The organism is Actinomyces bovis (assembly GCF_900444995.1).
GTDB lineage: Bacteria > Actinomycetota > Actinomycetes > Actinomycetales > Actinomycetaceae > Actinomyces > Actinomyces bovis.
Map to the genome: position 1 here is coordinate 283,481 of NZ_UAPQ01000007.1, position 25,448 is coordinate 308,928.

At 65.0% G+C, this 25,448-nt stretch carries 14 protein-coding genes and 3 tRNA genes; 1 reads left to right on the forward strand and 16 read right to left on the reverse strand.

Annotated features, from left to right (window positions below):
* Nucleotides 1–16 precede the first annotated feature (16 nt).
* The 16 genes from DR039_RS06820 to DR039_RS06895 form a co-directional block, all read right to left on the reverse strand.
* The gene (locus DR039_RS06820) at nucleotides 17–3,118 is read right to left on the reverse strand and encodes an alpha-amylase family glycosyl hydrolase (protein ID WP_197719035.1); all 3,102 of its coding nucleotides are present in this window, start codon (nucleotides 3,116–3,118) and stop codon (nucleotides 17–19) included.
* Nucleotides 3,119–3,367: 249 nt separating this feature from the next.
* A tRNA-Arg gene (locus DR039_RS06825) sits at nucleotides 3,368–3,443 on the reverse strand.
* A gap of 184 nt (nucleotides 3,444–3,627) precedes the next feature.
* Entirely contained in the window at nucleotides 3,628–6,495 is a 2,868-nt protein-coding gene (locus tag DR039_RS06830) for a S8 family serine peptidase (RefSeq protein ID WP_126622369.1), read from the reverse strand.
* 60 nt (nucleotides 6,496–6,555) lie between these two features.
* Nucleotides 6,556–6,942 (reverse strand): protease inhibitor I9 family protein, encoded by a 387-nt coding sequence (locus tag DR039_RS06835; protein WP_111836647.1) that lies wholly within the window; start codon nucleotides 6,940–6,942, stop codon nucleotides 6,556–6,558.
* A gap of 3 nt (nucleotides 6,943–6,945) precedes the next feature.
* Complete coding sequence (locus DR039_RS06840) at nucleotides 6,946–7,185, reverse strand: hypothetical protein (RefSeq protein WP_111836648.1); 240 nt, start codon at nucleotides 7,183–7,185, stop codon at nucleotides 6,946–6,948.
* A gap of 285 nt (nucleotides 7,186–7,470) precedes the next feature.
* A tRNA-Ser gene (locus tag DR039_RS06845) sits at nucleotides 7,471–7,560 on the reverse strand.
* Between the two features lie 160 nt (nucleotides 7,561–7,720).
* Nucleotides 7,721–9,277 carry an SLC13 family permease gene (locus tag DR039_RS06850; RefSeq protein ID WP_111836649.1) on the reverse strand — a complete coding sequence of 519 codons (1,557 nt, stop codon included), beginning with the start codon at nucleotides 9,275–9,277 and terminating at the stop codon, nucleotides 7,721–7,723.
* 194 nt (nucleotides 9,278–9,471) lie between these two features.
* Nucleotides 9,472–9,560, reverse strand: a tRNA-Ser gene (locus DR039_RS06855).
* 86 nt (nucleotides 9,561–9,646) lie between these two features.
* Nucleotides 9,647–11,002, reverse strand: a complete 1,356-nt coding sequence (locus DR039_RS06860) for an AGE family epimerase/isomerase (RefSeq protein WP_111836650.1) — start codon at nucleotides 11,000–11,002, stop codon at nucleotides 9,647–9,649.
* Nucleotides 11,003–11,226: 224 nt separating this feature from the next.
* Nucleotides 11,227–14,583: an endo-beta-N-acetylglucosaminidase gene (locus DR039_RS06865; RefSeq protein WP_111836651.1), complete on the reverse strand. Its 3,357-nt coding sequence runs from the start codon at nucleotides 14,581–14,583 to the stop codon at nucleotides 11,227–11,229.
* Between the two features lie 109 nt (nucleotides 14,584–14,692).
* Nucleotides 14,693–16,285 (reverse strand): family 20 glycosylhydrolase, encoded by a 1,593-nt coding sequence (locus DR039_RS06870; RefSeq protein WP_111836652.1) that lies wholly within the window; start codon nucleotides 16,283–16,285, stop codon nucleotides 14,693–14,695.
* Nucleotides 16,286–16,384: 99 nt separating this feature from the next.
* The gene (locus DR039_RS06875) at nucleotides 16,385–17,305 is read right to left on the reverse strand and encodes a carbohydrate ABC transporter permease (RefSeq protein ID WP_111836653.1); all 921 of its coding nucleotides are present in this window, start codon (nucleotides 17,303–17,305) and stop codon (nucleotides 16,385–16,387) included.
* Nucleotides 17,305–18,255 carry a carbohydrate ABC transporter permease gene (locus tag DR039_RS06880; protein WP_111836654.1) on the reverse strand — a complete coding sequence of 317 codons (951 nt, stop codon included), beginning with the start codon at nucleotides 18,253–18,255 and terminating at the stop codon, nucleotides 17,305–17,307. The genes DR039_RS06875 and DR039_RS06880 overlap by 1 nt, the downstream gene beginning before the upstream one ends.
* Before the next feature lie 81 nt (nucleotides 18,256–18,336).
* Entirely contained in the window at nucleotides 18,337–19,629 is a 1,293-nt protein-coding gene (locus DR039_RS06885; RefSeq protein WP_111836655.1) for an ABC transporter substrate-binding protein, read from the reverse strand.
* 174 nt (nucleotides 19,630–19,803) lie between these two features.
* A complete protein-coding gene (locus DR039_RS06890; protein WP_111836656.1) occupies nucleotides 19,804–20,988 on the reverse strand; it encodes a glycoside hydrolase 5 family protein in 1,185 nt (394 codons plus the stop codon).
* A 1-nt stretch (nucleotide 20,989) separates the two neighbouring features.
* Nucleotides 20,990–24,229, reverse strand: a complete 3,240-nt coding sequence (locus tag DR039_RS06895) for an alpha-mannosidase (protein WP_111836657.1) — start codon at nucleotides 24,227–24,229, stop codon at nucleotides 20,990–20,992.
* Nucleotides 24,230–24,394: 165 nt separating this feature from the next.
* Between DR039_RS06895 and DR039_RS06900 the strand changes: the two genes are divergently transcribed.
* Nucleotides 24,395–25,417, forward strand: coding sequence for a LacI family DNA-binding transcriptional regulator (locus DR039_RS06900; protein ID WP_170166929.1), 1,023 nt, complete (start codon nucleotides 24,395–24,397; stop codon nucleotides 25,415–25,417).
* Nucleotides 25,418–25,448 lie beyond the last annotated feature (31 nt).

The following is a 25,448-nucleotide window of genomic DNA, read 5'->3' on the forward strand; positions in this document are numbered from 1 at the left end:
CTAGCCCCCGAGGAGCTCAGGCACGACGTCGCCTAGCCAGCAGCATTCCAGCGACCACCAGGCCGCCAGCCACCGTCAGCAGGCCGACGACGTTGGCGCCGGTAACCGACAAGCCCTGCGGACGCTGCGGCTTCTGCCCCGGCGTCGCCAAGGCAGTGGCTGGCGCCAGCGGCGTCGCAGTTGCCTCCGCAGTCGCCTCGGAGCTAGGCGTCGGCTTCAGCTCCGGGGACTGACTGGGCTTTGGCTCCAGCGGCGTTTCCTGCGGGCTGGGCTCGGCGGTAGCCGCCGTCGCGCTGGGCTGCGGCTCCGGCTGATCCCCAGCAGCCTCAATCCAGACCAGGTGCGTACGGGCGTCGTAGACAAAGGTGATCTTCCCGCCCTTGGACTCGTAGCGGATATTGTCTCCGCCAGCGACGCCGTTAGCGCCGTAGTTCTCATCCCAGGAGCCGCCAATCGCCACCTTGTAGTCCCACTCGCCAGCGGGGATTTCAAAGGTGCCGCGGTACAGCTTGGTCTGCGGGTCCTGGGTGAGGCGAGCCTGCTTGCAGTCGGGGGCCCAGTCGGTGGGGCAACCCATCTCCGTGTTGTGAGTACCCGGGAGGGTTACCTCCAGGCCGTCGATCGGACCAGCGGGCGGCGGTGGCGGAACCTCACCGGTTAAATCCGCCCCAACGACGGCGGTCGTGGAGACGGCGGCCTTATTGCCCGCCGCATCAGTGGTGACGGCGCGCAGCTCAAGCACCGTGCCCGCGGGGAGGGCGGAGACATCCGCAAAGACGCGCGGGGTGTCATCCTCAGCAGTGCCCACCGTGGTCCATTCGGTGGTGCCCACGGGCCGGTAGGAGAAGGTCGTCTCCGCCCAGCGGTGAGCGGTGGTGGTGGCAGTGATCTCTGCGGTGGGGCCGAAGAGGTTGGCTCCCGCCTGGGTAGTGAAGGCAACCTCGGGGCTGCCGGAGGCCACTTGGCGGTCGGCTTTCAAGACCACGGCGGACAGGGCCGGGACCGTGAGGGTCACCGAGCCGGCGGCGTCGGCGGTCACGGTCTTGGGCGTGCCGTACAGGGCGGTGTAGGTGGCACCTGGAGTGAGCGTGTTGAAGGTGGCGGTGGCATCCGCAGTGGCGTTGTTCAGTGCCACCAGGTGCTCAATCTTCTCGGTGCGGTCCACGCGAGCGAAGGCGTATAGGCCAGCGTCGTCGTGAGCGTAAAGCTCCACCTGGCTGCCGGAGGCCAGAGCCTTGTGTTCAGCGCGAAGCTTGGCCAAGCCAGCGATGTGCTGGTACAGCGGGGTGGTGGTGGAGTAGTGCTCCCCCGCCCCAGCGGTGCCGCCGTCAACCAGGGGCTGGTTGGCGTAGGCGCCCACCTGGGTGGGGAACATGTCTTGGCGGGCGGCCTTGTCACCGCCGGTGCCCGCAAAGCCCTGCTCGTCGCCGTAGTAGACCACCGGCTGTCCGCGGGTGAGGTACATAAGCGAGTGCGCCAGCTGATCGCGCTGGAGAGTCTCGGCTGAACCGGTGCCGCCCGCCAGCAGGTAGCCGATGCGGCCCATGTCGTGGTTGCCCAGGAAGGTGGGCTGGCCGTGCACGGAGGAGTGCGTGGTGGTGTAGTAGTCGTCCGAGTTGAAGAGCTTGCTCAGGTTGTTGGTGGCGCGACCCTTCGCGAAGCCCAGGGCGCTGGCTTGGAAAGCGAAGTCCAAGGTGGCGTCCATGCCGGTGCGGCGCGGGTAGGGGCTGGTCTTGGTGGCGTCAGCGTCGTAAACCTCACCGAAGGTGAAGAAATTCGGGTTGGTGCTGGCGGCGTGGGCGTCGATGGCGGCGGTCCACTTCTGCCAGAACTCAAAGTTCACGTGCTTAGCGGTGTCGATGCGGAAGCCGTCCACCCCAAAGTCCATCCAGGTCTTGTAAACCTCTTCAAAAGTCTTCTCCACCTTGGGGTTTTCGGTCATGAGGTCATCCAGGCCCACAAAGTCACCCATGGTCACAGACTCGCCGGCCCAGGTGGAGTCGCCACGGTTGTGGTACAGGGTGACGTCGTTGAGTGCCTCAGGAATGACCTTGCCCCGACGCACCGGGGTGTAGGGGAAGGAGGTGGCGGCGTCCAGGGTGGGGAAAGCGTCGGTGTTGGCCACCGCAGAGATGTCCACCGGCTTGCCGGCGGCGTCCTTATAGGGCTTGGTGGCGGTGTCTACGTAGGTGTAGGTCTTCTCCTGGTAGTCGATCAGATCTGCCGTGTGGTTGGTGACAATGTCCAGGTAGAGCCGCATGCCGCGAGCGTGCAGGGCGTCGCGCAGCTCAGCCAGGGCGGCATTACCGCCCAGGTGCGGGTCAATGCTGGTGAAGTCCGTGATCCAGTAGCCGTGGTAGCCAGCGGACTGGTTGGCGCCCTCGCCTTGCACGGGCTGGTTGGTGAAGGAGGGGGTGAGCCAGACGGCGGTGGTGCCCAAGGACTGGATGTAGTCCAGTTTGCTTAGCAGGCCGCGCAGGTCACCGCCGTGGTAGTAGCCCTCGTTGCTGGGGTCGAATCCGGTCACAGAGGCGTCGCCCGTGAGCCCACCCTTGTCATTGGAGGGGTCACCGTTGGCAAAGCGGTCTGTGAGCACGAAGTAGAAGTGCTCCCCCATGCCCTGGCGGATGGGGGCGGCGGCCAGGGCAGCGTCGGCGGCGGTGTAGGCGCCGGTGAGTTCAGCGGCGCGCACACCTAGGCGGTGGTTGGTTTTGTTCCAGGTGAAGGTGAGCTTGGCTGGGCCTGCCAGGGTCAGGGGGATATTGTCCCCGCCAGCAGCACCGTTCTTGCCGTAGGACAGGTCCCAGGTGCCATTGAGGGCCACCTTGATTTCGTAGGAGCCAGCGGGGATGGTGGCGGTGTAGCTGTAGACGCCGTCGCCGTCAGGATCGGTCATGGCGGTGCTGGTGCAGGCGGGGGCCCAATCAGCCTCGCAGCCCAGCTCGTTTTGCAGGCTGCCGACCAGCGCCACGGAGGTGGGAGTTTCCTCAGCGACGGCGGTGGTAGCGGCCGCACCGGTGAGTGCCAGGGCGGCGGTGCCCAGCAGGGCGCTGAAGCGGGTCAGGCGGCTGTGGCGCCTCTCCCGGCGCCAGACCGCAGGTGCTTGCATGTGTTTCATATGCCTTATGACTCCTTTGTCATTGCGTGGAAACTCCACAGGACGCGCATCCACTTAAGGGAAATGGCAGGGCGGCCAGCAGTGTGGGTTTGCTTGAGGCTACGGCGGCACGGTAGATATTGCAAGGGTTTGCAGCTCTTGCACGCTGGGGCTGGTGAACTTCCGGGTGCAGACAGAAGCAGGCAAGCTGGCCGCTGCGCAAAATGGAAAACGCCCCGCTTCCGACTGTTACAGCCGATAGCGAGGCGTTGGTGCGCCAGAAGGGACTCGAACCCCCAACCTTCTGATCCGTAGTCAGATGCTCTATCCATTGAGCTACTGGCGCATGTCGTTTCCGACGGATGGAACTTTACCCGCGCACCTGATGACAGCCAAACCGCCGAGCCGTGAAGCGCGGCACACCAGAAGCAGCATACATCTGCAAAAGCTAATGAGCTTGGGCCCTAGGAACCAGGTTCCTAGGGCCCAAGCTCATAGCAGCGGCTCAGACGCCGCATATATCTCCGGGATCAGGCCTCGGCGTGACGACGGCGGTACATCACGACTGCTCCCGTAGCCAGCAGGCCACCGGCCAGAAGCACCAAGGTGAAGGAGACACCGGTGACGGACAGGGACTTCCGGTTGTTCTTACCGGGGGTGTTCTTGCCCTCTTCAGCGCTCTTTGAGTCCCCCGGCGCAGGAGTCAGCGGCGTCGGCGAAGCCTCCGGTGCCGGCGAGGTCTCCGGTGCCGGAGAAGCCTCCGGCGTCGGAGCGACGCTGCCGCTACCGGCGGCCACGCGGATCTCCCCCACGACCGTATTCGCGGAGTCCTTCTGCGTGTTCGACGCGGTCACTCGCACGTAGCGTGCGTTGACACCCGCCGGGGCTTTCAAAATGGCCTGCTCGTGGTTCTCGGGCTTGTCCCAGGCCAGCTCAGCGAACTGAGTCCAGTTCTGCCCATCAACAGACCACTCGCCAAGGACCTTGGTGAAGACCTTGCTGTCCACCACCTGCTCCGGCGTGACTGCCACCTGCTTCAGCTCGCGGGTCTGACCCAAGTCCACAACCCAGCTGTTCTGGCCCTTAGCGGCCTCGGCAGCGGTAAAGGCGTCGTCGTCTAGGACGGCCTTATCTGCGTCGGTGCCACCAACCAGGCTGAGCTCACTCTGGGGCAGGTAGCCGTCAGTTGCCCAGTCGACAGAGAGTGCAGGGCTGGTCCAGGCCTGCCAGTCGGCGACCTCCTTGCCGTCCTCCCCCACGGGGAGCATGTGCAAAACCACTTTGTACTTGCCGTTGGGCACCTGGTGACGTCGGTAGTCGGTCCCTACGTAGGAGCCGTCCCAGCGGAAAGCAGAAGGCGTAGAGCGCGGGTAGATGCTCAGATCGAATTTGCCCAAAGTGGGGCGCAGCGGGTCTGAAATGATCTGTCCCTTGTTGATCTGGTCGGCAATCTTCTGCAAACCGTCGTCAGCCAGCACCTGTGCCAGCGACATGCCCAGCGGCTGGTCTTGCCCCTCGGGGATGACATCCGCCACCACCTTCGTCACCGGAATGTCCAGCATGAAGAGCATATAAGCGGAGTCGTTGTACATGCCGTTAGGCGCCGCAGGGCTCTTGCCAAAGATGTAGCTCCCCGGCTCGACCGGCTCCTTAGTGGTGTTGAGAATCTTGGGCTCGTTGCCGTTGAGCAAGTCCGTCTTGGCCATGTCCCCACCAACCCCGGAGAAGGGCAGGTGGATGCTGGTGCCATCAGACTTGGTGAAGACAATGAAGCCACCGTAGAAGTCGCCGTCCTTGATCTTGCTCGGGGGCGTGATCTTGATTTCCAGGGTCGTGGACTGGCCGGCGCCGATAGTGACGGATTTGCCGTCAGTAGAGACGCCGATCTCCCCAGCCGCAGCTACCTGCGGGCTGCCGGAGGGGCCGGTAATGGTCTGGGAGTCCCGGTGTCCCAGGGTGTAGGTGACCGACGCAGAGCCGTGGTTGGTCAGCTTCACCTGCTGGGTTAGACCTGCGACGTCCGCAGACTGCCCCAGGTTCAGCACGGAGGGTGCAATCTCCACAGTGGCGTCAATGGCGGCCTTCGCGTCAATCAGACCAGCGCCCTGCAGCGCCATGGCCTCCAGGCTGTCTGAGCCGTCGCGCGCCTTAACTGGCTTAGCGGTGGACTGCAGACGCCAGGTCACCTGCCTGGTCCGCTCCAGGCCAGAAGCCTGAAGGATCTCCGGGTGCGACTCCAGCAGCATGGCGATGACACCAGCGGTGTAAGGCGCAGACATCGAGGTACCGGAGTTGTTCTTGTATCCGCTGTCCTCCAGGGGCCAGGTGGACCAGATGCCACCACCGGGGGCGGCGATCTCCGGCTTGAGTTCCAGCTCGGAGTTCAGACCCCAAGAGGAGAACTCCGAGAGCTTTCCTGCAGCCTTCCACTTGAAGTCCGCGTGGTCCCGCGGGAAGGAGATCGTGGTTGCCGCGTCTGCCTTCAGCGCCTTACGCAGATCGTCGCCGCCTTCGCGAGTAATGCTCACGAGCGGAATCGAGACCGGAGCCTTGGTGTCCGGGTTCGCGGCGTTCAGCAGTTCGAGGCCATCAGTCGAGTTGTCAACGACTAGGAGAGTGGCGCCGCCAGCTTCAGCGTTCGTAGCCTTCTTGTGGACGTCACAGCCGCCACGCCTGGCCAGCACCGCCTTGCCCTTGAAGGTATCCTTAGCCGGCGCGGAGCAGAGCAGAGCCGGGTCGGAGTCAGCGAGCTTGTCCTGGTCTGCGCCTGCGGGGAGCGGGCCAGCCTCGGCTACCTGCCAGGTCTCGCCCTTACCGCGGAGGATTACGCCGGTGGTGCCAACACCTAGGGCATAAGCCAGGCGTGCGTCAGCCTTGGTGGAGATAGCGAGGTAGAAATCCGTGAAGGCGCTGTTGTTGACGCTGCCGGAAGAGATCACCGGAGAGCCGGAAGAAGGGCCGCCCATGGTCCAACGACCGCCACTGCCCGGAATATCCGGGTCGCCAGCACCGAAGTTGCCCTGCGCGGCGGAGACGATTACGCCTCGCTCCGCCAGCGTGGTGGCAGCCACCGCTGTGGGGTAGCCGGTGAAGACGATGTAGTCCGTGCCGAGCGAGAGGTTGACGACGTCGACCTTGTCCTCGTAGGCCCGCTGCATTGCCTCAGCGATGATCTCCGAGGAGGTTCCGCTCTGGCAGCCGAAGACTCGGTAGGCCCGGATGGTGGCATCCGGGGCAGCGCCCGTGATGCCGTCAGTCGCATTGGCAGGCTTCTTACCGGCCGCGATGCCGGCCACGTGGGTGCCGTGGCCGCCACAGTCGTCGGGTAGGGCGTCAGCTTTCGGCATGGTGTCCGAGTCACTGGTGTAGTCGTCACCCACCAGGTCGTAACCGCCCACCACCTTGCTGTTGGGGAAGCGCGGGGAGCCACCAGCCTTGCGCTCAGCCTCAGTGGTGGCCTAGCCGGTGCCGCCCAGGTCCGGGTGGTCGTAGTCGACACCGCTGTCGATAATGCCGATCGTGATGCCCTTGCCGGTGTAGTCGGCGGCGTGCGCCTCAGCAGCGCCACCGAGGTCGGCGGCGCTGAAGGTGCTCATATCCGCGACACCCTCCGACTTTTCGGCGTCGGTGCGCTGGTCCGTGGTTCCGGGAAGGGGCTGGGGACGCGGGATGGCGACAACAGGCATTACGGATACGACGGAGTCAAGGCTGGCCAGCTCTTCCAACTGCTCGTCGTCAACCTTCAGGGCGACGCCGTTCCACAGGTCGCCGTACTGCGTGGTGATCTCGGCGGGGATGTCAGCGTCGGCCAGCTCCTGTGTGAGCTGAGCGCGGTCCTGTGAAATCGCCTACTCGGATCCGCCCTTCGCCTTGGCGGGGGACTTTAGTTCTACAAACCAACGACCAGGAATGTTGTTGGCTCTGGCACCGCTCTTGAGTTCAAGGCTGCGGGTGATCTTCTGCGAGGAGTCTGCCTGTGAGTCCTTGGACTCTGCTGCGGTGGCCGGCAAGGACACCGCAGAGACGATTGCCATGATTGATATTGCCGTGAGTGCACGACGGCTGCCCCGCTTTAGGGATGGGCGCACGTTTTCTTCCTCCATTCGTTGGGGAATGCACCGACCGTTGGTGGGTTGGACCGGGCGCCTCGGGCCGCGATGACCTGAGGCGCCGAAGATCTCATACTCTGGATGGCTACTTTGACGCTCAGGCCTGCTTCTGTGGCTATCTCCACACCCGGACTGGCTTCTTGTGGATCTCGGCGAGCGCATGCGCCTGCAGGGTGTGCTTCTGCTGCCGCATGAGACCTGCAAAACCGCATGAGCCAGGCGATGGCACCGCGGCGCGTGCGCGAAAACGCGGTGTTCAAAATGTGGCGGAGACGGGGAGATTCGAACTCCCGAGGGGTTTTATCCCCAACCTTCTTAGCAGGAAGGCGCACTAGGCCACTATGCGACGTCTCCATAGCGCTGCTGTGAGCACGAGCAGCGTACCGGCCTACTTGCTCCAGGGCAAAACCCGGCGCACTGCGGCCCCGGACACACTCGCACCCCAGGCCCTATACCCGACGGCGACGGCGTCGCAGCCCCAGAGCCACACCCGCCGTCGCCGTCGTTGTTATTCCTAGAGTTGGATCCCCAGAACCGGCACCCCCAGCAGCATCACGGTGACGGTGATGAGCACAACGCCAATCACGTTGAGCCATAGGCCTGCCTTCACCATGGAGCCCATCTGTACGTAACCGGAGCCGTAGGCGATAGCATTGGGCGGCGTGGCCACCGGCAACATGAAGGCGCAGGTGGCGGCCAGGGCCACCGGTACCACCAACAGCAGCGGGTCGGCCCCAATGCCGACGGCCACTCCCCCCATGATCGGTAGGAAGGCTGCGGCGGTGGCGGTGTTGGAGGTGAGTTCAGTCAGGAAAATCACCAGCATGGTTACGGCGGCCACCACCAGCACCACCGGCAAGGTGGACAGGGATTTGGCGCCCTCACCGATCCACAGGCTCAGTCCCTGCTTGGAGAACTCGGCGGACAGTGCCAGACCACCGCCGAAGAGCAGCAGTACGTCCCAGGGCAGTTCTTTGGCGCTTTCCCAGTCCAGCAGGCGCACACCGTGGTGACCGGGGGCGGGCAGGATGAACAGGACCAGGGCCACCACCATGGCAATCACCTCGTCGTTGAGGCCGGATTTGGGCAGCAGCGCGGGCAGTAAGGACCAGGACAGGGCGGCGGCCACAAAGACGAGGCCCACCAGAATCTCGCCGCTGGACCAGCGGCCCATCTGGCGTAGCTCATCTTTGATGACGTCCTTGCCTCCGGGAATCTCCTCCAGCTCGGGCTTGAACAGGACGTAGGTGAGCAGCCACCAAGCCACCAGCAGGAAGACCACGGCAAGCGGCACCCCCATGAGCATCCACTGGCCAAAGCCGATGATCACGCCGTGGCTCTCCTTGAGGTGAGCGATTAGCAGCGTATTTGGTGGGGTGCCAATGATCGTGCCCAGCGAGCCGATGGAGGCGGCGTAGGCGATGCCCAGCATGAGCCCGGTGGCGAATTTGTTTTGTTTCTTCTCCCCGGCGGCCAGCTGGCCCGTGAGCATGAGGATGGAAGTGCCGATGGGCAGCATCATGACGGCGGTAGCGGTGTTGGACACCCACATGGAGATAAAGCCGGTGGCCAACATGAAGCCGAGGACTAGGCGCCTGGGTTTGACGCCGACGGCGAGCACCGTGAGCAGGGCGATGCGGCGGTGCAGGTTCCAGCGCTGCATGGCTAGGGCCAGCATGAAGCCGCCCATGAACAGGAAGATGGTGCCGGAGGCGTAGGGGGCGGCGGTGGCTTTGAAATTGTCGGCTTTCAGCAGGGGGAAGAGCACCAAGGGCACTAGGGCGGTGGCGGCTAGGGGGATGGCTTCGGTCATCCACCAGGCGCCCATAAGTACGGCGGCTGCGGCGGTGAGGCGCAGGCCGTGCTCGGTCATGCCTTTGGCCTTTTCGGGGCCAGCGGCGGCAATGACTTTCTCGATGGCGTCGGCGGGCATCAGGTAGTAGGCGATGATGGCCAGGACGACGCCGCCGACCAGTCCGATCATCTGGCGGCGGCGCTCACCGGTGTTGGGAGGTGGGGCTTCGTTGCCGATGGAGTGGCTGGTTGACTCGTGTGTGATGGGCGTGCTCATCCATGAACCTTGCGACGTCGTTGGCGGTTGGTTGGCGAGGTCCCGCTCAGTGGCCAGCACCCGAGCAAGGACCTAAGTCCGTGGGACTTAGGTCATAGTATGCGGGAGAGGTGTGGATCACGCCACTATTTGCCACTCGGATCAGCAAAGGGATACGCGTTGACGCGCGGCTGAGGGCATGCGCGTGTATTCAATGGCGGAGAGAGGGGGATTCGAACCCCCGGTGCGCCAGGCGCACAACGGTTTTCAAGACCGTCACATTCGGCCGCTCTGTCATCTCTCCAGGGCCGTCGGGTCACCCCGACGGCGAACAGTCCCGCACGATACCAGCACCCGGGCCGCGACGCCGCGCGCGCCCAGGCACCTGGATCAGCGGTTGAAGATGCCCCGACGTCGAGACTGCGCCTCCTGCCTGCTGGCCACGCTAGAGCCCGGCGCAGGGGCGTCCAGCTGCCGCTCAGCAATAGCCTGCGGAATTGCCGGCCACACTGGCAGGCGCGGCAACAAGGTCATCTGCAGGGCGTGGTAGATATCCGGGTGGCCCTTCCAGGTGCGGGTGGAGGGTCGGTTGTCTTGCCCTAGCTCGTGCCACCAGCGGCCTGGCGCAGCAATCAGGTACTCCTCGGCGTAGTCCAGCCAGGCCCGGTAACAGTGCTCGAAGTGCTCCAGTTCAATCTCCCCCCGGCCATCGGACAGCGCCGCCCAGCGCAGGGCCGCCGCAGCGGACACACCCTCGCAGGCCACCCAGTGCATGCGCTCGTGCACCACCGGTTTGCCTGCGAAATCCGTGGTGTAGACGAAGCCTGGTCCGCCGTCGATGCGCCAGCCGTCGCTGCGCGCACGGTCAAACATGGCTTCAGCGGCGTCAAGCATCCAGTCGGGTGCCTCCATTCCACGCCCGCGCAGCGCCATCATGGCCTGGGCGGTGAGGCGGGCCCATTCCAGACCGTGACCGGGGGTGACCCCATAGGGTCGGAAGGGGTCGGCGGGCTTGTCCCGGTTGTAGTCCAGGTCTGGTTCCCACTGGGAGTTGTAGTGCTCAGGCAGACGCCAGTTATGGGCGCGCGCCTGCTGGTTGACGGCAAAATCAATGATCCGCAGGGCCCGCTTGAGCCAAAGGACCTCCCCGGTGACGTCGGCGGTGGCTAGGAAGGCCTCCACCGTGTGCATTGCGGCGTTAATGCCGCGGTAGTCCTCCGCCTGGGAGAAGTCGTAGTTGTAGGACTCCACCGGCAGGCCACGGTCCTCGTCCCAGAAGTAGCGTTCAAAGACCTCCTTGGCCTCCACCAGCAGGTCGTAACCGCCGGGGCGCCCGGCCGCCGTCGCCGTCGCTGCCGCCAACAACACGAAGGCATGCTGGTAGCACTCCTTGCGGGCCTTCTCCGTAGCGGGCACGCCAGCGCCCTCAGGCCCCGGCTCCAGTTGCACCGCCGAGTGCCAGCCACCGTTGACCCGGTCCCGCAGCACATTGCGCAGGCTGCGCACGCCGTGGTCCGAGTAGCGCCGAGCCCCGGGTATGCCTAGGAGTGTGCCCAGGCTGTAGGCGTAGGTCATGCGGCTGGTAATCCAGGCTTCTACCGGGTGGGTGGGGTCAAGTTGCCCGTCCTCCCCGATCCAGCCGAAGCCAGCCGGAACCGTGGAGGCGCGAGCAAAGCGCAGCAGCGCATGCGTCTCCTCCCCCAGCCAGCGGTTGTGCTCGGGGGCACCGAACCATCCCAATCCCATGAGTCCTCCTTGACCCGGAAATGACTTGCCCGGGGGGTGGCTCCCCGGCAGTGCGAACTTAGCAAATCTAGGGGGCGCTCCGGGGCACAAAGCTGGCCTTAATCAGCGCCAATCCTGAGCGCCCTGAAGCCGACGCCGCCCGGGGTCTCTTGCTGCCCCGTAGGCGCAGAAGCAGGCCTGAGCCTGCCGACCCCAAAATCGAGGCCGGCAGGCTCATACCTATCTCAGGGGGCTGGCGTCAGGACGTCCTTGCCGTCCACGCGTTTGACCACCAGCTTGGCCTGGGCGTCCACTTGGTCCACGGTGGTGGCGGTGGAGGTCAGGGTCTTTTGGTACATGACCCGGCTGCCACGGCGCAGAGCCAGAGTGGCGCGCCCGTCACCATCCCAGTCACCCACATAGACCTCGTCACTGGCGCGCCCCAAGCTGATTGAGCTGTACACGGGGGCGTCCAAACTATTGCGGGCGTAGAAGACCACGCGGCTGCCAACCCGCACGGCCCAGTTGACTTGGCCGTCGCCGTCCCAGTCACCTACCAGCACCTTGCCGGAGCCGGTCTGTGACACGTGGGCCACGTAGGCGGGCATGGTGCCCTGCGTCTGACCGGGGCCGGGGGCTGGGTCAGGCGAGGGGGTTGGAGACGGCGCTGCGGTCTCAGTCGGGCTCGGGCTGGGCTGTGGGTCCTGCGGGTCCTCAATCGCCCCGGGCACGCAGCTTTGCTCAGGAACCTCCGTTGGCGCCTTGACGCTGACGGAGTTACCGCCCTGCACGGTGACGACCGTCGGCTCGGAGGTGTTTCCGGTGTAGTCGGTCAGGCGCAGCTCGAAGGTGCCGGCGCCGTCGGTGAGGTGTGCAGAGATGTCGAAGGGGACCTGCAGTCGCTCGTTGGTGGCGACCACTCCCTGCCCACCTTCACCACGGGTAGCGGAGAAAACCTCCTTGCCGGCTCCTGAGGTGACCGTGATCTTGTGCCAATCCGCCGGAGTGGGTGAGCTCAGGCGCATCTGGGAGCCTTCCACTCGCACATCGGCGGCTGGCAGCGGTCGGGCCCAGGTGTCGGGGAGTTTGTCGCGCAGCGCCAGAACCTGCCCGCCGGGCAGAGGCGCGCCGCCCTTGAGCGGCGTAATGCTCAGGTCGTAGTCGCGGCCTTCCCGGAAGGGCACGGTTAGGGCGGCATGCACCCGGCCGTCGGCGTCGGTGCTGAGTTCTGAGCCGCTTAGCGTCCTGGTCCAAGACAGGGCGCCCTTTTCGCAGCCGGTGTGGACCAATTCCAGCGTGGCCCGGTAGCCGTCGGCGCCGGGCACAGGCGTGAAGGACAGGTCCAGGCCCTGGCTGCCCGCCTCCGAACTCTGAGCTGGGGTGACCTTGATGGCTCCGGCCCCGGTGGACGGGTTGATAACCGCCTCGGCTGGCTGGGAGCGCTGCCCGTCCTTGCCTACCGCCACGAGGCGCAGGGTCACTGGGCCGCCAGACAGGTCCAGCTTCTTGATGTAGGCCCGGGAGGCGTAGGTGGCGCCCAGGGCAGTGACGCTGCCGTCCGCCTTGGCGGCGGAGAGCTCGTAGTAGTTGACGTCCTTGAAGGGGGCCGCGTCCCAGGTGATGCTGGCCTGCCCGTCGGCGTAGGCATGCTCGACGGCAAGGCTGGCTGGGGCGGCGGGGGCGGCGCCGCCGTCAGTGAGGGCTAGGCGGCCTAGGTTCACCTGCACGTCCCCGTTGCCCTCAAGCAAAAGGGCCAGGGTGGAGATGGTGCTTCCGGCCCGCCCGGAGAGGTCGGCGGCGTAGGTAGTCCAACCGTTGGCGTCGGTGCCAGTGGCCGCGAGGTCCACAGGCACGACCTTGCCGGGATCAGCCTTGTCGACGACGCCGAGGCGCAGCGCGGGGCTGCCGGTGACGTTCCGGGCTACCAGCTCGACGCGGCTAGCGGCCCCGACAGTCAAGTCGGTGCGGAACAGGCGCATGGTGGCGGCGCCCTCTAGTTTGCCGTGAATGGCCAGGGAGGAGCCGCCGTCGTAGGCGCCGACCTGTTTGAAGGGGGCCTGGGTGGTGGCGCCCTGCGTGTCGCGGCGCACCTCCTGGCTGCCGTAGTCGAAGTCGGCGGTCAGATCAGGCTGGGCGGTGGTGCCGTCAGCTTTGGTGATCCACCACTGCCAGGAGGGCAAGATGGACTGTTCGTTGATATTGCCCCACTGCTCATTGGAACTGGGAACGCCGCCGGTCCAGCGGGCCATTCCGTGGCCGGTGTTGAAGGTGGAGTGGAATTGGCTGCCGCCGATTACGGAGCGAGCGGGGGCGAAGTCCGCTACGCCAACCCAGCCACTGGCATCGCGCACTCCGACGTCGGGGCGTTTGAAGCCCTGCTTGGTGCCGGTGTCGGTGACGTCCTTAGTGACGCCGGTGAAGTACATGCGCTCGCGCTCGTGGATCATCCACTGGAAGTCGGGGGTTTGCATAAGCGGACGCTGGTAGCCGGGGACCTTCACGTCGTCGTCCAGGGCACGCTGGTAGAAATCGGAGGGAGTGAACAGTGCCAGGGAGGCGCGGGGACTCTTGGTGCCGGGAGCGTAGAGCCGCGGGACGGATCTGGCTGAGCTGTCACTGCCAGAGAACTTGGCCTTATTGGCCTCCACCCCAAAGAAGACCTCCTGGTAGGGATCCACTCCGTGGCTCTGGGCATAGGACAGGGAGGAGTCCACCGACCAGCCCCACTGATAGTTGACGAAGACCGAGTTGTGAATCTGCCCGTGCTTCTGGTCTTTGAGCCAAGCGGCCTTGGAAGCGTCAAAATAGGAGTTGACGTCGTACCACTGGGTCCACAGGCCCTTGCTGGTCAGATAGGACATGAAGGGCTTGAACTCAGAGGCGTCCGCGCGTTCCTCCTGGTTGAGGAAGTAACCGTCGAAGCCGTAGTACTTGGCCATCTCGATCAGCTTTTCGGCGATCACGTAGCCCTGGGACTGGGGGTCTTTATCGAACATCTCCTTGAAGGTCAGTCCGGGCCTGAAGGCGGGGTCAAAGTAGATGGTGGCGATGGATTTGACGCCGTTGCGGTGGGCGGCGTTGGTGTAGGCGGGGTTAGGGATATTGACGATGCCGAACTCGAAGCCGCGGTTGCGCCAGTCGGAGTTGGCCGGGTCGTACAGGGAGTCCGGGGTGGAGGCGGTGGCGGCCCCGTGCCAGGGTGAGTAGTAGTCCGTGTACTGCCAGAAGCCCAGGGTGTTCTCAGTGAAGTCGTTGTTGGCGGTGGAGGTGTTGAAGAAGGCGTTGCCGTAGTCACCCTGCATGAGCATGACCTGGGCTTTGCCGTCCAGGGTGGGGTTGGCCTGAGTTTGGGCGGGGGCCTGAATCCGAGGCTGGAGGGGAACTTCAGCGCGCAGATCGGCGGCAAAGGGGTCCGACTGTGGTGACCAGTCGCGAATGTCCTGGACGCGGTAGCCCGCGAAGCGGGGCTGGGCTGAGCCTAGGGCCTGCTCACCGGTGGGCGGGTAGGAGTCAGCCGCTAATGCGGTTGAGGTAATGCCTGCGGCGCCGAGCGCGACCACTAGGGCCGCGCCAGCACATCTATTCCAGAGTTTTCTCTTCATCTCAGCTCCATTGCTGACGGGGATGGGGAGCGCATCACTGAAAGGGTTTAGCGCAGGCTTATATACTGGCAGGCCATTGCTTGCTTGTCCATGCCTTGCTGCTCTATATCTAGACGCTGGCTGCTGCCAGGTGCTGCAGGCGGGAATACCAGAGCTCGTAGGGACTCTGGTCCCCAGGGTTCCAAACCCGACTAGCCAGGGCCGCCAGCAGGGGCCTAATCCCAGCGGCCACCTCCGCCTCAGTCTCCGCTTCCGGCACGTCGCACCACACCGATAGCACCGCCCCTTGATCCCAGGATTCTTCAGGACCCCAGGTCTGGGGGCGGCCTCCCGGCAGCTCCGGGAAGCATCCCGGCTGCCAGGCGTAGGCGGCCTCAACCGTGGGCTTGTTCCAGTAGGCACGCCCCGGCGTGGTGAGCACGTAGTAGAACCGCGCATCGTTGAAATTGATTACTTGGTGGCCAGCGTCAACGAAGTCCTGCACCGGGGCGAAGCCCTGATGCCAGGCCGTCCAGTAGGTGATGACGACGTCGGCATCCAGACGTCGGCTGGTGCCCGGCACGCCCAGGGCGTCATTCCAGGCCCGCACCTGGACCACCCCCAGGTGCCGCAGATGGGCGACCACGGTGCCCAGGTAGTGGACATAGCCGTCTAGCACGGTGGCCTGTGGCCCTACCTGCTCGCGAGCATAAGCCGCTAGGCGGGGGTAGTCCTGGGCCAGGGTCTCGTGCAGCCCCGGCTCCCAGGCCGGGCCACCCATAGGGAAGACTTCATCTCCGCCCAGATGCCAAGCCTGCGCACCAAACAACGGCACCAACTCGTCCAAAAGTTCGGTCACTAGGGACCGAGCATCGGGTCGCGAGTAATCCAGCAGCAGCTGCCCGGCTTCGGAGTCACTCGCGCGCAATTCGGGGTGAGCATTGAGCACTTGGCGCATATGCCCCGGCACATCCAGCGCCGGCACCACCTGCACGTGGTAGCGCGCTGCGGTTGCCAGCACCTCCCCCAATTCAGCCTGGGTGAGATGCTGCTCGCTAACTACCTCGGGGTGGCTACGGGACTCCAGACGGAAGCCCTCATTTTCTGAGAAGTGCAATTGGAGTTCGTTGAGCTTGAGCCAGGCCATCTCCCGCAGGCGCTCCTGGAGCCACTGCGCGCTGAAGTATTTGCGGCCCGCGTCCACGTGCAGGCCGCGGACCGGTTTGGCGGGCTCGTCCAGCACAGTGCAGGCCTGCACGCCGCCGGACAGGGCCAGGCACTGCAGGAGGGTGCGGGTGCCGTAGAAAATACCTGTGGTGGTGGCGGCGGTGATGGTGAACTGCTGCGCCGTCGCCTCCAGGTAGTAGGCCTCTGGGGAGGAGGTGCCAACGACGGCGTCCACCAGCTGCAGCACCACATCCCCGGGCTGCGGCTGTGCCCCGACAGCCACCTGCCGTGGCATGGGAGCACTCGCACCGCAGACCTCCTGCACCTGAGGCTTATCCGCCTGGGTAGCACAGGGAGGCAGTTCAGCCAGCTCGGCGGCCAGCAGCTCAGCCTCGGCTCGCAGAGCCTGCTCCTGCGCGGCTACCGCGATCACCACCCGGGTGCCCACAGTGGGATAGAAAGGGGTGCCCGCCACCTCGGTGATCTGCCGGACCGGGGGCAGCACCCCATAGATCCCTTCCCCCTGCAGGGGGGTGTTCTGCTCGCCGACGCTCATGACCTGTGCTGACCTTTCTGCTTGTTGGGAAGGCGGTGCTGCTGTTGGAGCCAGTCGCTAGCACAGCCAGCACCACGCATACCGCCGGAGTTAGGCTCCTCAGCCCTTGACGCCGCCTTCCTGGACGCCTTTGAAGAACTGCTTTTGAGCTAGGGCAAAGAGAATGATGATGGGCACGAGGGCAATAACCGTGCCGGCTGCCACCACTCTGGGGTTGGAGCCGAAGTTCGAGTGCAGGTACTGCATGCCCACGGTCAGGGTGTACTTCTCCGGGTCGGAAAGCACCACCAGGGGCCACAGGAAGTCGTCCCAGGCGCCAATGAAGGAGAATAGGGCTACCACGGATACCATGCCGCGAATATTGGGCCACACGATATGGCGGATGCGCTGCCAGGTGGAGGCGCCGTCGATCTCAGCGGCCTCAATAATGTCCCGCGGAATCATGGAGCAGGCGGTTGCCACCAGCAGCACGTTGATCGCGCCAATCGCCCCGGGTAAGAACACTCCGAATAAGGTGTTGGCGAATCCTAGGGACTTCACGGTCAAGTACTGGCTGGTGAGTGTGACCTCACCGGGCAGCAGCATGGTGGACAGCAACACCGCCATCACCAACTTCTTGCCTTTGAAACGCAGCACTCCCAGGGCGTAGCCGCCACAGATAGAGAAGAACACCTGGCTGGCCACCGTGCCCAAACCCAGCAGCAATGAGTGCCAGGCGTATTTAAGGATCGGAATGGTGTTGGAGACCGTCTCATAGTGTGCGGTGGTGGGCTCGGAGGGCACCAGTTGGGGCGGGAAGGCATAGATATCCTCGGCGGCACCTTTGAAAGAGGTGGACAGCTCCCACAGGAAAGGAAACACGGCAATAACGGCCAGCAGCGCCAACAGTAGGTAGCGCGCCACGGCACCTGCTGGGGTGGGCTTAAGGAAGTCGGACTCGCCCTTGCGCCGCCAGAAGCGGTCCCGGTAGGGCTTGGTCATGGGGGCCGACGCCGTCGGCTGGCTAGTGGTGACGCTCATCAGCGCTGCTCCTTCTTAGCGACGGCGTTGCGTAGCGCCTCACGGTGAGCACGGCGTTTGCGCAAGGCTGTGCGGATAGCGTTCAGGTCTGTGCCCGAGTTGAGCATGGCTGTGACCAGCAATGGCCCCACCGTCAAGAAGAACAGCATGACGCTCAGTGCGGAGGCGTAACCCAATTGCCCGTTGAGCCCGGAACCTTTTTGCTTGATTAGCATCACCAGGCTCATGGCCTGCCCGCCGGGGCCTCCAGAGCCATTGGTAAGCACGTAGATCTCCGAGAAGATGCGCATCGCTGAGGTGGTGATCAGGGCGGAAACCAGCAGCATGGCACCGCGCACCCCCGGCACAGTGATGGACCAGAAGCGGCGCACCGCCCCGGCGCCGTCGATCGCAGCGGCCTCATGCAGGTCCCGCCCCACATTTCCCAACGCCGCCAGGTAGACCACCATGTAGTAGCCGAGTCCCTTCCAGGTGGTCAACAAAATGGCGCATACCAGAATCCACCAGCGGTTGGTCAGGAAGTCGATACCAGTGCCCCCCATGAATTCAATGGCCTGGTTGACCACGCCCTTTGAGTCGAACATCCACGACCAGATAATGCCGACCACCACTACTGAAGCAATCACGGGGAAGTAGTAGAGCGTGCGGAACAGCTCAATACCCGGCAAGTACTTGGACACCAGCATGGCAATCAGCAGCGGGATGAGGGTCAACAAAGGCACACAAGCCAGCACGTAGATAGCGCAGGTAACCAGGGCATAGCCAACCTGCGGGTCGGACAGGATCTCCTGGTAATTGTCTAAGCCCACAAAGGTGGGGGTGCGCAGGGGGCGAGCGTTGGTGAATGACAGGGTAATGGTGTTCAGGAAGGGCCACAGGGAGAACACCAGGACCCAGATGGTCGCGGGCAGAACAAGCAGGTACGGGGTGAGCCGGTTCGGTCGGCGCATGGCAGGCTCCAGGATCAGGTTGGGAGGAAGCCGGGAGGGGCGGCACCAGGCGTGCTGGCGCCACCCCTCCGGCTATGGCGTTCAGGCTTTGAGTGCCTTGTTGCAGTACTCCACTGCGGCATCCAGAGCAGCCTTGGCGGTGGTCTCGCCCTTGATCGCCAGGGCGATCTGCTGCTGCACATAGGTCTTCATGTCGTTGGAGTACTGGATGGGGGCGGACATCTCCGCCTTGGGCATGGCGGCGGCAGCCAGGCCGACTGCCTTCTTCATGAGCTCGTTGTTCAGGTCACCGGAGAAGGACTCAGGGTGGGCGTTGCCCTCAGCGGTGCCGGGCATGAAACCGCGGGCAATCTTGACGAAGGCCACCTGGTTTTCATTGTTGGTGACGAACTGGGCGAAGGCGAGCGCCAGCTCCATGTTCTTGGAGCCCTTGGCCACGGAGATGCCCTGGGTGAACAGGGGGGCCGTCTCAAAACGGGCGGAGCAGTCCACATGCTTGAGGACGTTGGGGGCGTCGTTCTCTAGTTGGGAGACGAAGGAGCTGGTGGCGGTGGTGTAGCCCGCCTTCTCCTGGGTGAACATCTTGGCGTTGTCAGCCGTGTCATCGTTCAGGGCCTCTGCTGGCATGGCCCCGTTCTTGTAGAAGGCAGCGAATTTGTCCACGATGGCGGCGGCGGCATCAGTGTTAAAGACGAACTTGCCGTCCTTGAAGATCGGAACGCCACTGTTCTTGAAGTCCGTGACGCCAGGCATGTAGGAGACCAGCTTGACGCCCTTGGCAGCGGCGGTCTCTACCCAGGAGTAGTACTCATCTAGGGTCTTGGGGGCGTTGGCCACATCCAGACCCGCCTGGGTGAGCAGGTCTGTATTCCACCAGCACACATCGGTGCCCAGGTACCAGGGGTAGCCGAAGATGCCCTCAATGCCGTCGAAGGTGTAGGAGGCCAAGCCGCCGGGAACATAGGTGGACATGACCTCGGGGGTGGTGGCCTTGAGGTCCACCAGCTGGGAGACCTGGGCCAGCTGGTAGGCGAAGTCGTTGGGCAGGTTGACGACGTCGGGCAGCTCACCGGAGTTGGCCTGCTGGAGGATCTTCTCCTCATAGCCGTCACCGGGCTGGTCGATCCACTTGATAGTGGTGCCGGGGTTCTTCTCCTGGAAGGTCTTGACCAGAGCCTCGAAGTAGGGGGTGAACTTCTCGTTCTTGAGCGACCAGGTCTGGAAGGTGATCTCGCCGGAGAGCTTGCCTGAGCCGCTGCCAGCGGCCTTGCTCGCGTCACCTCCGCTCTTTCCGGAGGAGCCGGTGCAGGCGGCAAGCGTGGCGGCGGTTGCGGCAGAAGCGCCCAGCAGGAGGGCGCGGCGGGTGAGGTTCATGAGAGGTCCCTTCGTCATTGGAGGAAACAGGTGGGTTGACCACTACCAAAATACTACAACGGTTTAGTGATGATGGGATAGGAAACTTGTGCAACAGAACCGAACGATCGTTCATACCTCCCTAGTAGATCAAGACCCCAGGCTCTCCCGGCCCGGTCAGCGCAACATAAGGGGCTAAACCGATTTCAGAGCCGGCAGCGCCAATGCAGGCGGCTCTCCCGCCGTCGCGCGGCGCAACCACTGGTCAAATAACTCCCCCGTGGGCGCCGTCAAGGAGCGCTTGGAAGCCTGCGCACTGGGCAGCCGCAAGCACTCCCGCTCCACGCCCCCACCGCAGGCCGGTCCGGCGGCGCCAGCCACCGCCTCACGCAGAGCTTCGCCCGTCGGCTTAAGCGAACCGTCAGCAGCAAAGAGCCCCAGCGTGTGCTCCAGCTCCGGGAAATCCACCAGCTCCCGATCGACGTCGTGAGAGCACCACCAAGTGATGGCCTCCAACTCAGGCACCGGCCCCTGGGCGGCTTCCACCAGGGAGGCAACCGTCTGCTGCACAAACTCTGGGGCCTCCACCGGGGGCACCCAGTTGTTGGGCGCCCCCACCTCTTGCAGCCAGATGCCCCTGCCCGCGCCGCCCCAGGCCCGCGCCAGCTCCACCAGGTAGCGGGCAAACAGGTGCAGCGCCGGGTGTCCCGCGCCATAACGCGGCCCCACCTGCATAAACACCCAGGAGTGCACGGTGGTCAGGTCCCCTAGGCCCACGGCATGCGCGGGCTCAAAGGGGTGGGTGTCGTCAAACCAGAGGTCGTCGTCATAGGAGTGCGTCAGCACCCCCTGGGGCCAAGCGTCCCGGGCCTCCCTTAGAAGCGTCTCCAGCCAGGCCCTCGCCTGGGTGGGGCTCAAGGCCGAGCGGCAGGGGTGGCGCTCGGCGGCGAACTGGATGAACTCGTTGCCTAGGCTCAAGCCCTCCGCGCCCGGGTGCTGAGCCAGCTCAGCGGCCAGAGTCCGCACCAGCGCACGCTGCCCAGATAGGACCTCAGGATCGGTGAAGAGGTTGCGTTGATGCCAGGTGGTCACCCAAGAGGGCAGGAAGTCAAAAGAAGACAGATGCCCCTGGAGTGCGTCCACAGTCACCCGCAGGCCCGCAGCGGCGGCGACATCCACCACCACGAGCACGTCTTCCACCGCGCGGGGGCGGATAAGTGCACGGTTGGGTTGCAGCAGTGGCCACAGCGGGAAGATCCGCACATGGTCCAGGCCGAGATCGGCAATCGCGGCCATGTCCTCCGCCACCAGCCCCAAATCCAGGTCCAGCCAGGAGTGGAACCAGCCCACTCGGGGCGTGTAGTTGACCCCAAAACGCATTTCAGTTCTCCTGGCTTGTACGGCGGCGCAGACGGATGGTGGCTACCCCAAAGGGATGCAGTTCAAAGGCCCACTCGCCCGGGCTGCCCGCCTGCTCCACCTGCACCCCCAAGGTGGTGCTGGGTCGACCATGCAGATCCGCGCCGACGGCGTCGGTCAGCTCGTGGGCCCGCAGGGTGACGCGGCGGCGGGCGCCCTCAGGCTCATAGAGGCGCACCAGCACCGCTGGCTCTTCCCCGTCCTGCGGGTCGGCAAGGTGCAGGGACTCCAGCACCGCGCCTTCCACTTGCACCAGTGGCGCCAAAGCTGCCTCCAGGCGGGCCCCGGTGTTGGCCCCAGCAGGCAGGCTTAGCTGCCGGGATGGCAGGTCTAGGCGGTAGGCGGCGGCCCGCACGGTCGCCACCGACTCGCCACCGGTCAGGGCGAAGCGGAACTCGTGCTCACCCCGGTCCGCCTGCGGGTCCGGGTAGCGCGGGGCGCGCAGCAGGGTGGCTCGCACCAGGGTCCAGGTGCCGCCGCCCTGCCGTAGATGGCGAGTCAGGTCCCAACCGTAGGTGGCATCATTGGCCACCCCGACGCCGTATCCAGGCTCCCCCACGTGCAGCCACTTGTGGGCGCAGACCTCAAAGCGGTAAGCGTCCCAGGAGGTGTTCTCATGGGTGGGGCGGCGCAGGTGCCCGAACTGGGAGCCGTAGGCGGCGTCATTGGCATGCACATCCACCGGCAGGGCTAGCTTGAGCACTTTCTCGCTCTCCTGCCAGGAAACCTTTACTTGCAGGTCGAGCTGCTCGGCGCCCGGCGCCAGACTCCAGGTCAGTTGGGCGCGGGATTGGCCGAAGGCCACCTCTACCTCAGCCAGCGCCCCGGAGGCATCTGCACGTACCTCTTGCAGGCTCCCCTCCAGGTCCTGCAAGGAAGAGCGGTAGAAGGGGTCCAGGTCCCAGGCGTCCCACTCGTTGGGGAAGTCGTTGGCCAGCTGCAAGATGCCTAGGCGTGCACCGGGCGGCACCACCTCCCGCCCCTGAAGCCGCAGGGATACGACGGCGCCGGAGGCAGCAATCTGCGCCCGCACCAGACCGTTGTCCAGCACTGCGCCCGCCTCCTCGCGGTAGGCCTGGCAGGTCGTGGATTCGCCGTCGCGAGCCGGAAGCAACGCACCACCCAAGGCAGGGACCTCAACGCCAGCTAGGACGCAGGGCACCGGTGCCGGGTTGAGTGCCACCCGGGCGGCCCCTAGAGCCGGGGCCTGGCTGGTCCCGGACGAAGTGGCGGAGAGAGAAACCACCCCGTCCGGGACCGGCGTCGACCCCACGACCTCTTGCAGGCAGGGCGCGGGCTCCCCCGTCACCAGCGCCTGCTGCGCTGCGGCCGTGAGACCCTCACAGGTAGCAATAACTTCACCCAGCTGCGCTTCCGCGTCCTCATATGCCCAGGCGATGGAGGAGCCGGGCAGGATGTCATGGAACTGACACAGCAAGGTAGTGCGCCACAGGCGATGCAGCAGCGCCGCCGGATAGGCGTCATCGGCCAGCAGACCCCGCGCCCAGGCGGTGGTACACCAGGTCTCCGCCTCCCGCAAGGCTGCCTCCGCGCGCCGATTTGCCCGCTTGGTGGCTGCCTGAGTGGTGAGGGTGCCGCGATGCTTCTCCAGGTACAGCTCCCCCACCCAGACCGGAGCCTCGGGATACTCGGCGCGAGCGCGGGCAAAGAACTCCTGGGGACTCAGATGCTGAGTGCGGGGCATCCCCGCCAGGTCCGACACCCGCTCCACGCGCTCCACCATCTCCCGAGTGGGGCCGCCACCGCCGTCGCCGTAGCCGTAGAGGAACAGCTCAGTTGATGCGCGACCCTTGTCCTTGAAGTTGGTTTCCGCGTGCCGCAGCTGCTCGGCACTGACCTCCGCGCCGTAAGTGTCAGCGGGCGGGAAGTGGGTGAAAATCCGGGTGCCGTCAATGCCTTCCCACCACAGGGTGTGGTGTGGGAATACGTCCACCTGGTTCCAGGAGATCTTCTGCGTCAGGAAATTGTCGTAGCCCGCCAGGTGGGCGATCTGCGGCAGGGAGCCGGTGTAGCCAAAGGAGTCCGGCAGCCAGATTTCGTGGCACTCCACGCCTAGTTCCTCCCGGAAGAAGGCGGTTCCTTCAGTCAGCTGGCGCACCAGTGATTCACCCGAGGGCAGCACGGCGTCGGGCTCCACCCAGGAACCGCCCACCGGGACGATCCGCCCGGCCGCCACCTGTGCCTTCACGCGGGAGAATAGCTCCGGTTCGTCCTCCTGGAGCCAGGCCAGGTGTTGGGCGGCGGGCAGCGCAAAGATCATTGGGGAGCCGTCTTCTAGCAGCCGCAGCACATTGGCCATGGTGCGCACCACTTTGCGCCGCGTCTCTCGGACGGGCCAGAGCCAGGCGGAGTCAATATGCGCATGCCCCACAGCCCCCAGGGTGATGGCATCTGGGGCGGCGGGCACTGCCAGCAAAGGCGCCAGCAGGGCACGGACTTGAGCGGCAGATCCGGGCACATCTGCCAGGTCCAGCTGGTCTAGGGCCGCGCTGGTGCTCAGCAGCACCTTCCAACCGCGGGGGGAGTCTTCCGGGAGGGTGCGGGCCAGGCCTAAGAGCACATCGACGTCGGCGGCTAGGGCGCGCACCTCGTCGTGGATTTGCACCAGATTCGCGGTGGCGAAGGTGTAGCTAGGGGCGTGGCTCTGGGTGGCGCGGGAGCCCTCGTCGGTGGGCAGGAAGGGGTGGACGTCTAGGAGCAGTGGATTGGAGGCGGCCTCCAGGTAGAGCTCCAGTTGGCCCTCGGCGTCGAGTAGTTCATCGGTCACCGGCACCCAACGGTTGCGGGGGTTGACGGCTTTGAGGATTTCACCGTGGGGGGTCCGCACTAGTCCTTCGCACTGGAAGCCAGCCGAGTGGTCTGCCCAGCCCAGGTCCAGGTCCAACTCCAGGTGGCGGTGACGCAACGCCTCCGGGATGACCACGCGCAGCCGGAACCAGGTGGTGCCCCAGGGCGGCCCCCAGCGCAGAGGCAGGGAGCAGGGGCGGTACTGGGCTTGGAGGGCCTGGCTGAAGGGCACGGGCTCGCCCGCGCCTGGCACCCCGGCTACAGGCCCGTCCGCCTGGGTAACCTCCCAGCACTCTAGGTTGAGGGGCAAAATGGTGCTGACAGCTGCGGGTTGGAGGCGCTCCACCAAAATCCGGTCAATGTGTTTGAGCAGCATGGGGCGGTTGTCATGCACAGCGTGCCTCCTGAGTCTCCAATCGGCACGGGTTACAGAAAGAAGCCGTCGCGCCGGAACTGGGGCGCACCCTCGCGCCACCCGAGGAGACTAAACCGCATTAGGGTAGTGGTCAAGCCGATATGTAGGATCTACGTAATCGTTTCAGTGATGCATAATTGGCGCATGGATCGCCCTACCATCCGGGACATCGCCAAAGTTGCCGGTGTCTCCCCTTCGGCTGTCTCCTTCGCGCTGAACAACCGCCCCGGCGTCTCAGAAAACACCCGCCAACGCATCCTCGCCGTCGCCAATGAGATCGGGTGGACCCCCAACGCTGCCGCCCGCGCCCTCTCCGTCTCCCGCGCCGGCACTGTAGGTCTGGTGCTGGCGCGCCCCAGTCAGTCCGTGGCCGCCGAGCGCTTCTTCTTTGAACTCATCATCGGCATGCAGGCCACCCTGGCCAGCGCCGACCTAGCCCTGGTATTCCAGATTGTTGACGACGTCGACCAGGAGGTAAGCGCCTACCGCTCGCTGTGGCGCCAGCACCGGGTAGACGGGGCCATCGTGGTGGACCCACGCCAGGAGGACCCCCGCCTGCAAGTGCTTGCCGAACTGGGGATGCCCTATGTGCTGGTGGGCGAGGAAGACCCCAATGGAATGCCCTCGGTAATCGGTGACGAGGAAGGGATGATGGAGCTGGTGGTCAACCACCTGGCAGCCAACCAGGCCAAGCGGCTGGCCTACGTCTCCGCCCGCACTTCCCTGCTGCACACCGAGCGGCGCGGTCGGGCCCTGACCCGCATGGGCCGCGAACACAACCTGGAAGTCATGCTCTCCAGCGCCGTGGACTACACCGAACGTTCTGGTGCCCAAGCCACCGCCGAACTGTTGTCTTCTAAGCGCCGCCCCGACTCGATCATCTACGACAACGAGGTCCTGGCCTTAGGCGGTGCCACCATGGCCCGGGAGCTGGGCGCGCACCTGGGTGAGGACTTGGCGGTGGTCTCTATGGAGGATTCCCCCCTATGCCGCCTAATCACCCCTGCACTCAGCGCGGTGCACCGTGAGCCGGGGACCATGGGGAACTTGGCAGCCCAGCTGCTGGTAGAGCGCCTGGGGGGTGCCCCAGTGCGCAGCCTCCAGGCCCCCACACCCGAGCTGGTGGCCCGCGACTCCTCCACGCTCAGCTCAAGCGCCGGCAGTTAGCGAGGTCCGGGCGCGCCTGCCCGTTACCTCG

Excerpts from the sequence above, each read along its gene's own strand:
- DR039_RS06820 (WP_197719035.1), bottom strand. The coding sequence starts at position 3,118 with ATGAAACACATGCAAGCACCTGCGGTCTGGCGCCGGGAGAGGCGCCAC.
- DR039_RS06850 (WP_111836649.1), bottom strand. The coding sequence starts at position 9,277 with ATGAGCACGCCCATCACACACGAGTCAACCAGCCACTCCATCGGCAAC.
- DR039_RS06860 (WP_111836650.1), bottom strand. The coding sequence starts at position 11,002 with ATGGGATTGGGATGGTTCGGTGCCCCCGAGCACAACCGCTGGCTGGGG.
- DR039_RS06865 (WP_111836651.1), bottom strand. The coding sequence starts at position 14,583 with ATGAAGAGAAAACTCTGGAATAGATGTGCTGGCGCGGCCCTAGTGGTC.
- DR039_RS06870 (WP_111836652.1), bottom strand. The coding sequence starts at position 16,285 with ATGAGCGTCGGCGAGCAGAACACCCCCCTGCAGGGGGAAGGGATCTAT.
- DR039_RS06875 (WP_111836653.1), bottom strand. The coding sequence starts at position 17,305 with ATGAGCGTCACCACTAGCCAGCCGACGGCGTCGGCCCCCATGACCAAG.
- DR039_RS06880 (WP_111836654.1), bottom strand. The coding sequence starts at position 18,255 with ATGCGCCGACCGAACCGGCTCACCCCGTACCTGCTTGTTCTGCCCGCG.
- DR039_RS06885 (WP_111836655.1), bottom strand. The coding sequence starts at position 19,629 with ATGAACCTCACCCGCCGCGCCCTCCTGCTGGGCGCTTCTGCCGCAACC.
- DR039_RS06890 (WP_111836656.1), bottom strand. The coding sequence starts at position 20,988 with ATGCGTTTTGGGGTCAACTACACGCCCCGAGTGGGCTGGTTCCACTCC.
- DR039_RS06900 (WP_170166929.1), top strand. The coding sequence starts at position 24,395 with ATGGATCGCCCTACCATCCGGGACATCGCCAAAGTTGCCGGTGTCTCC.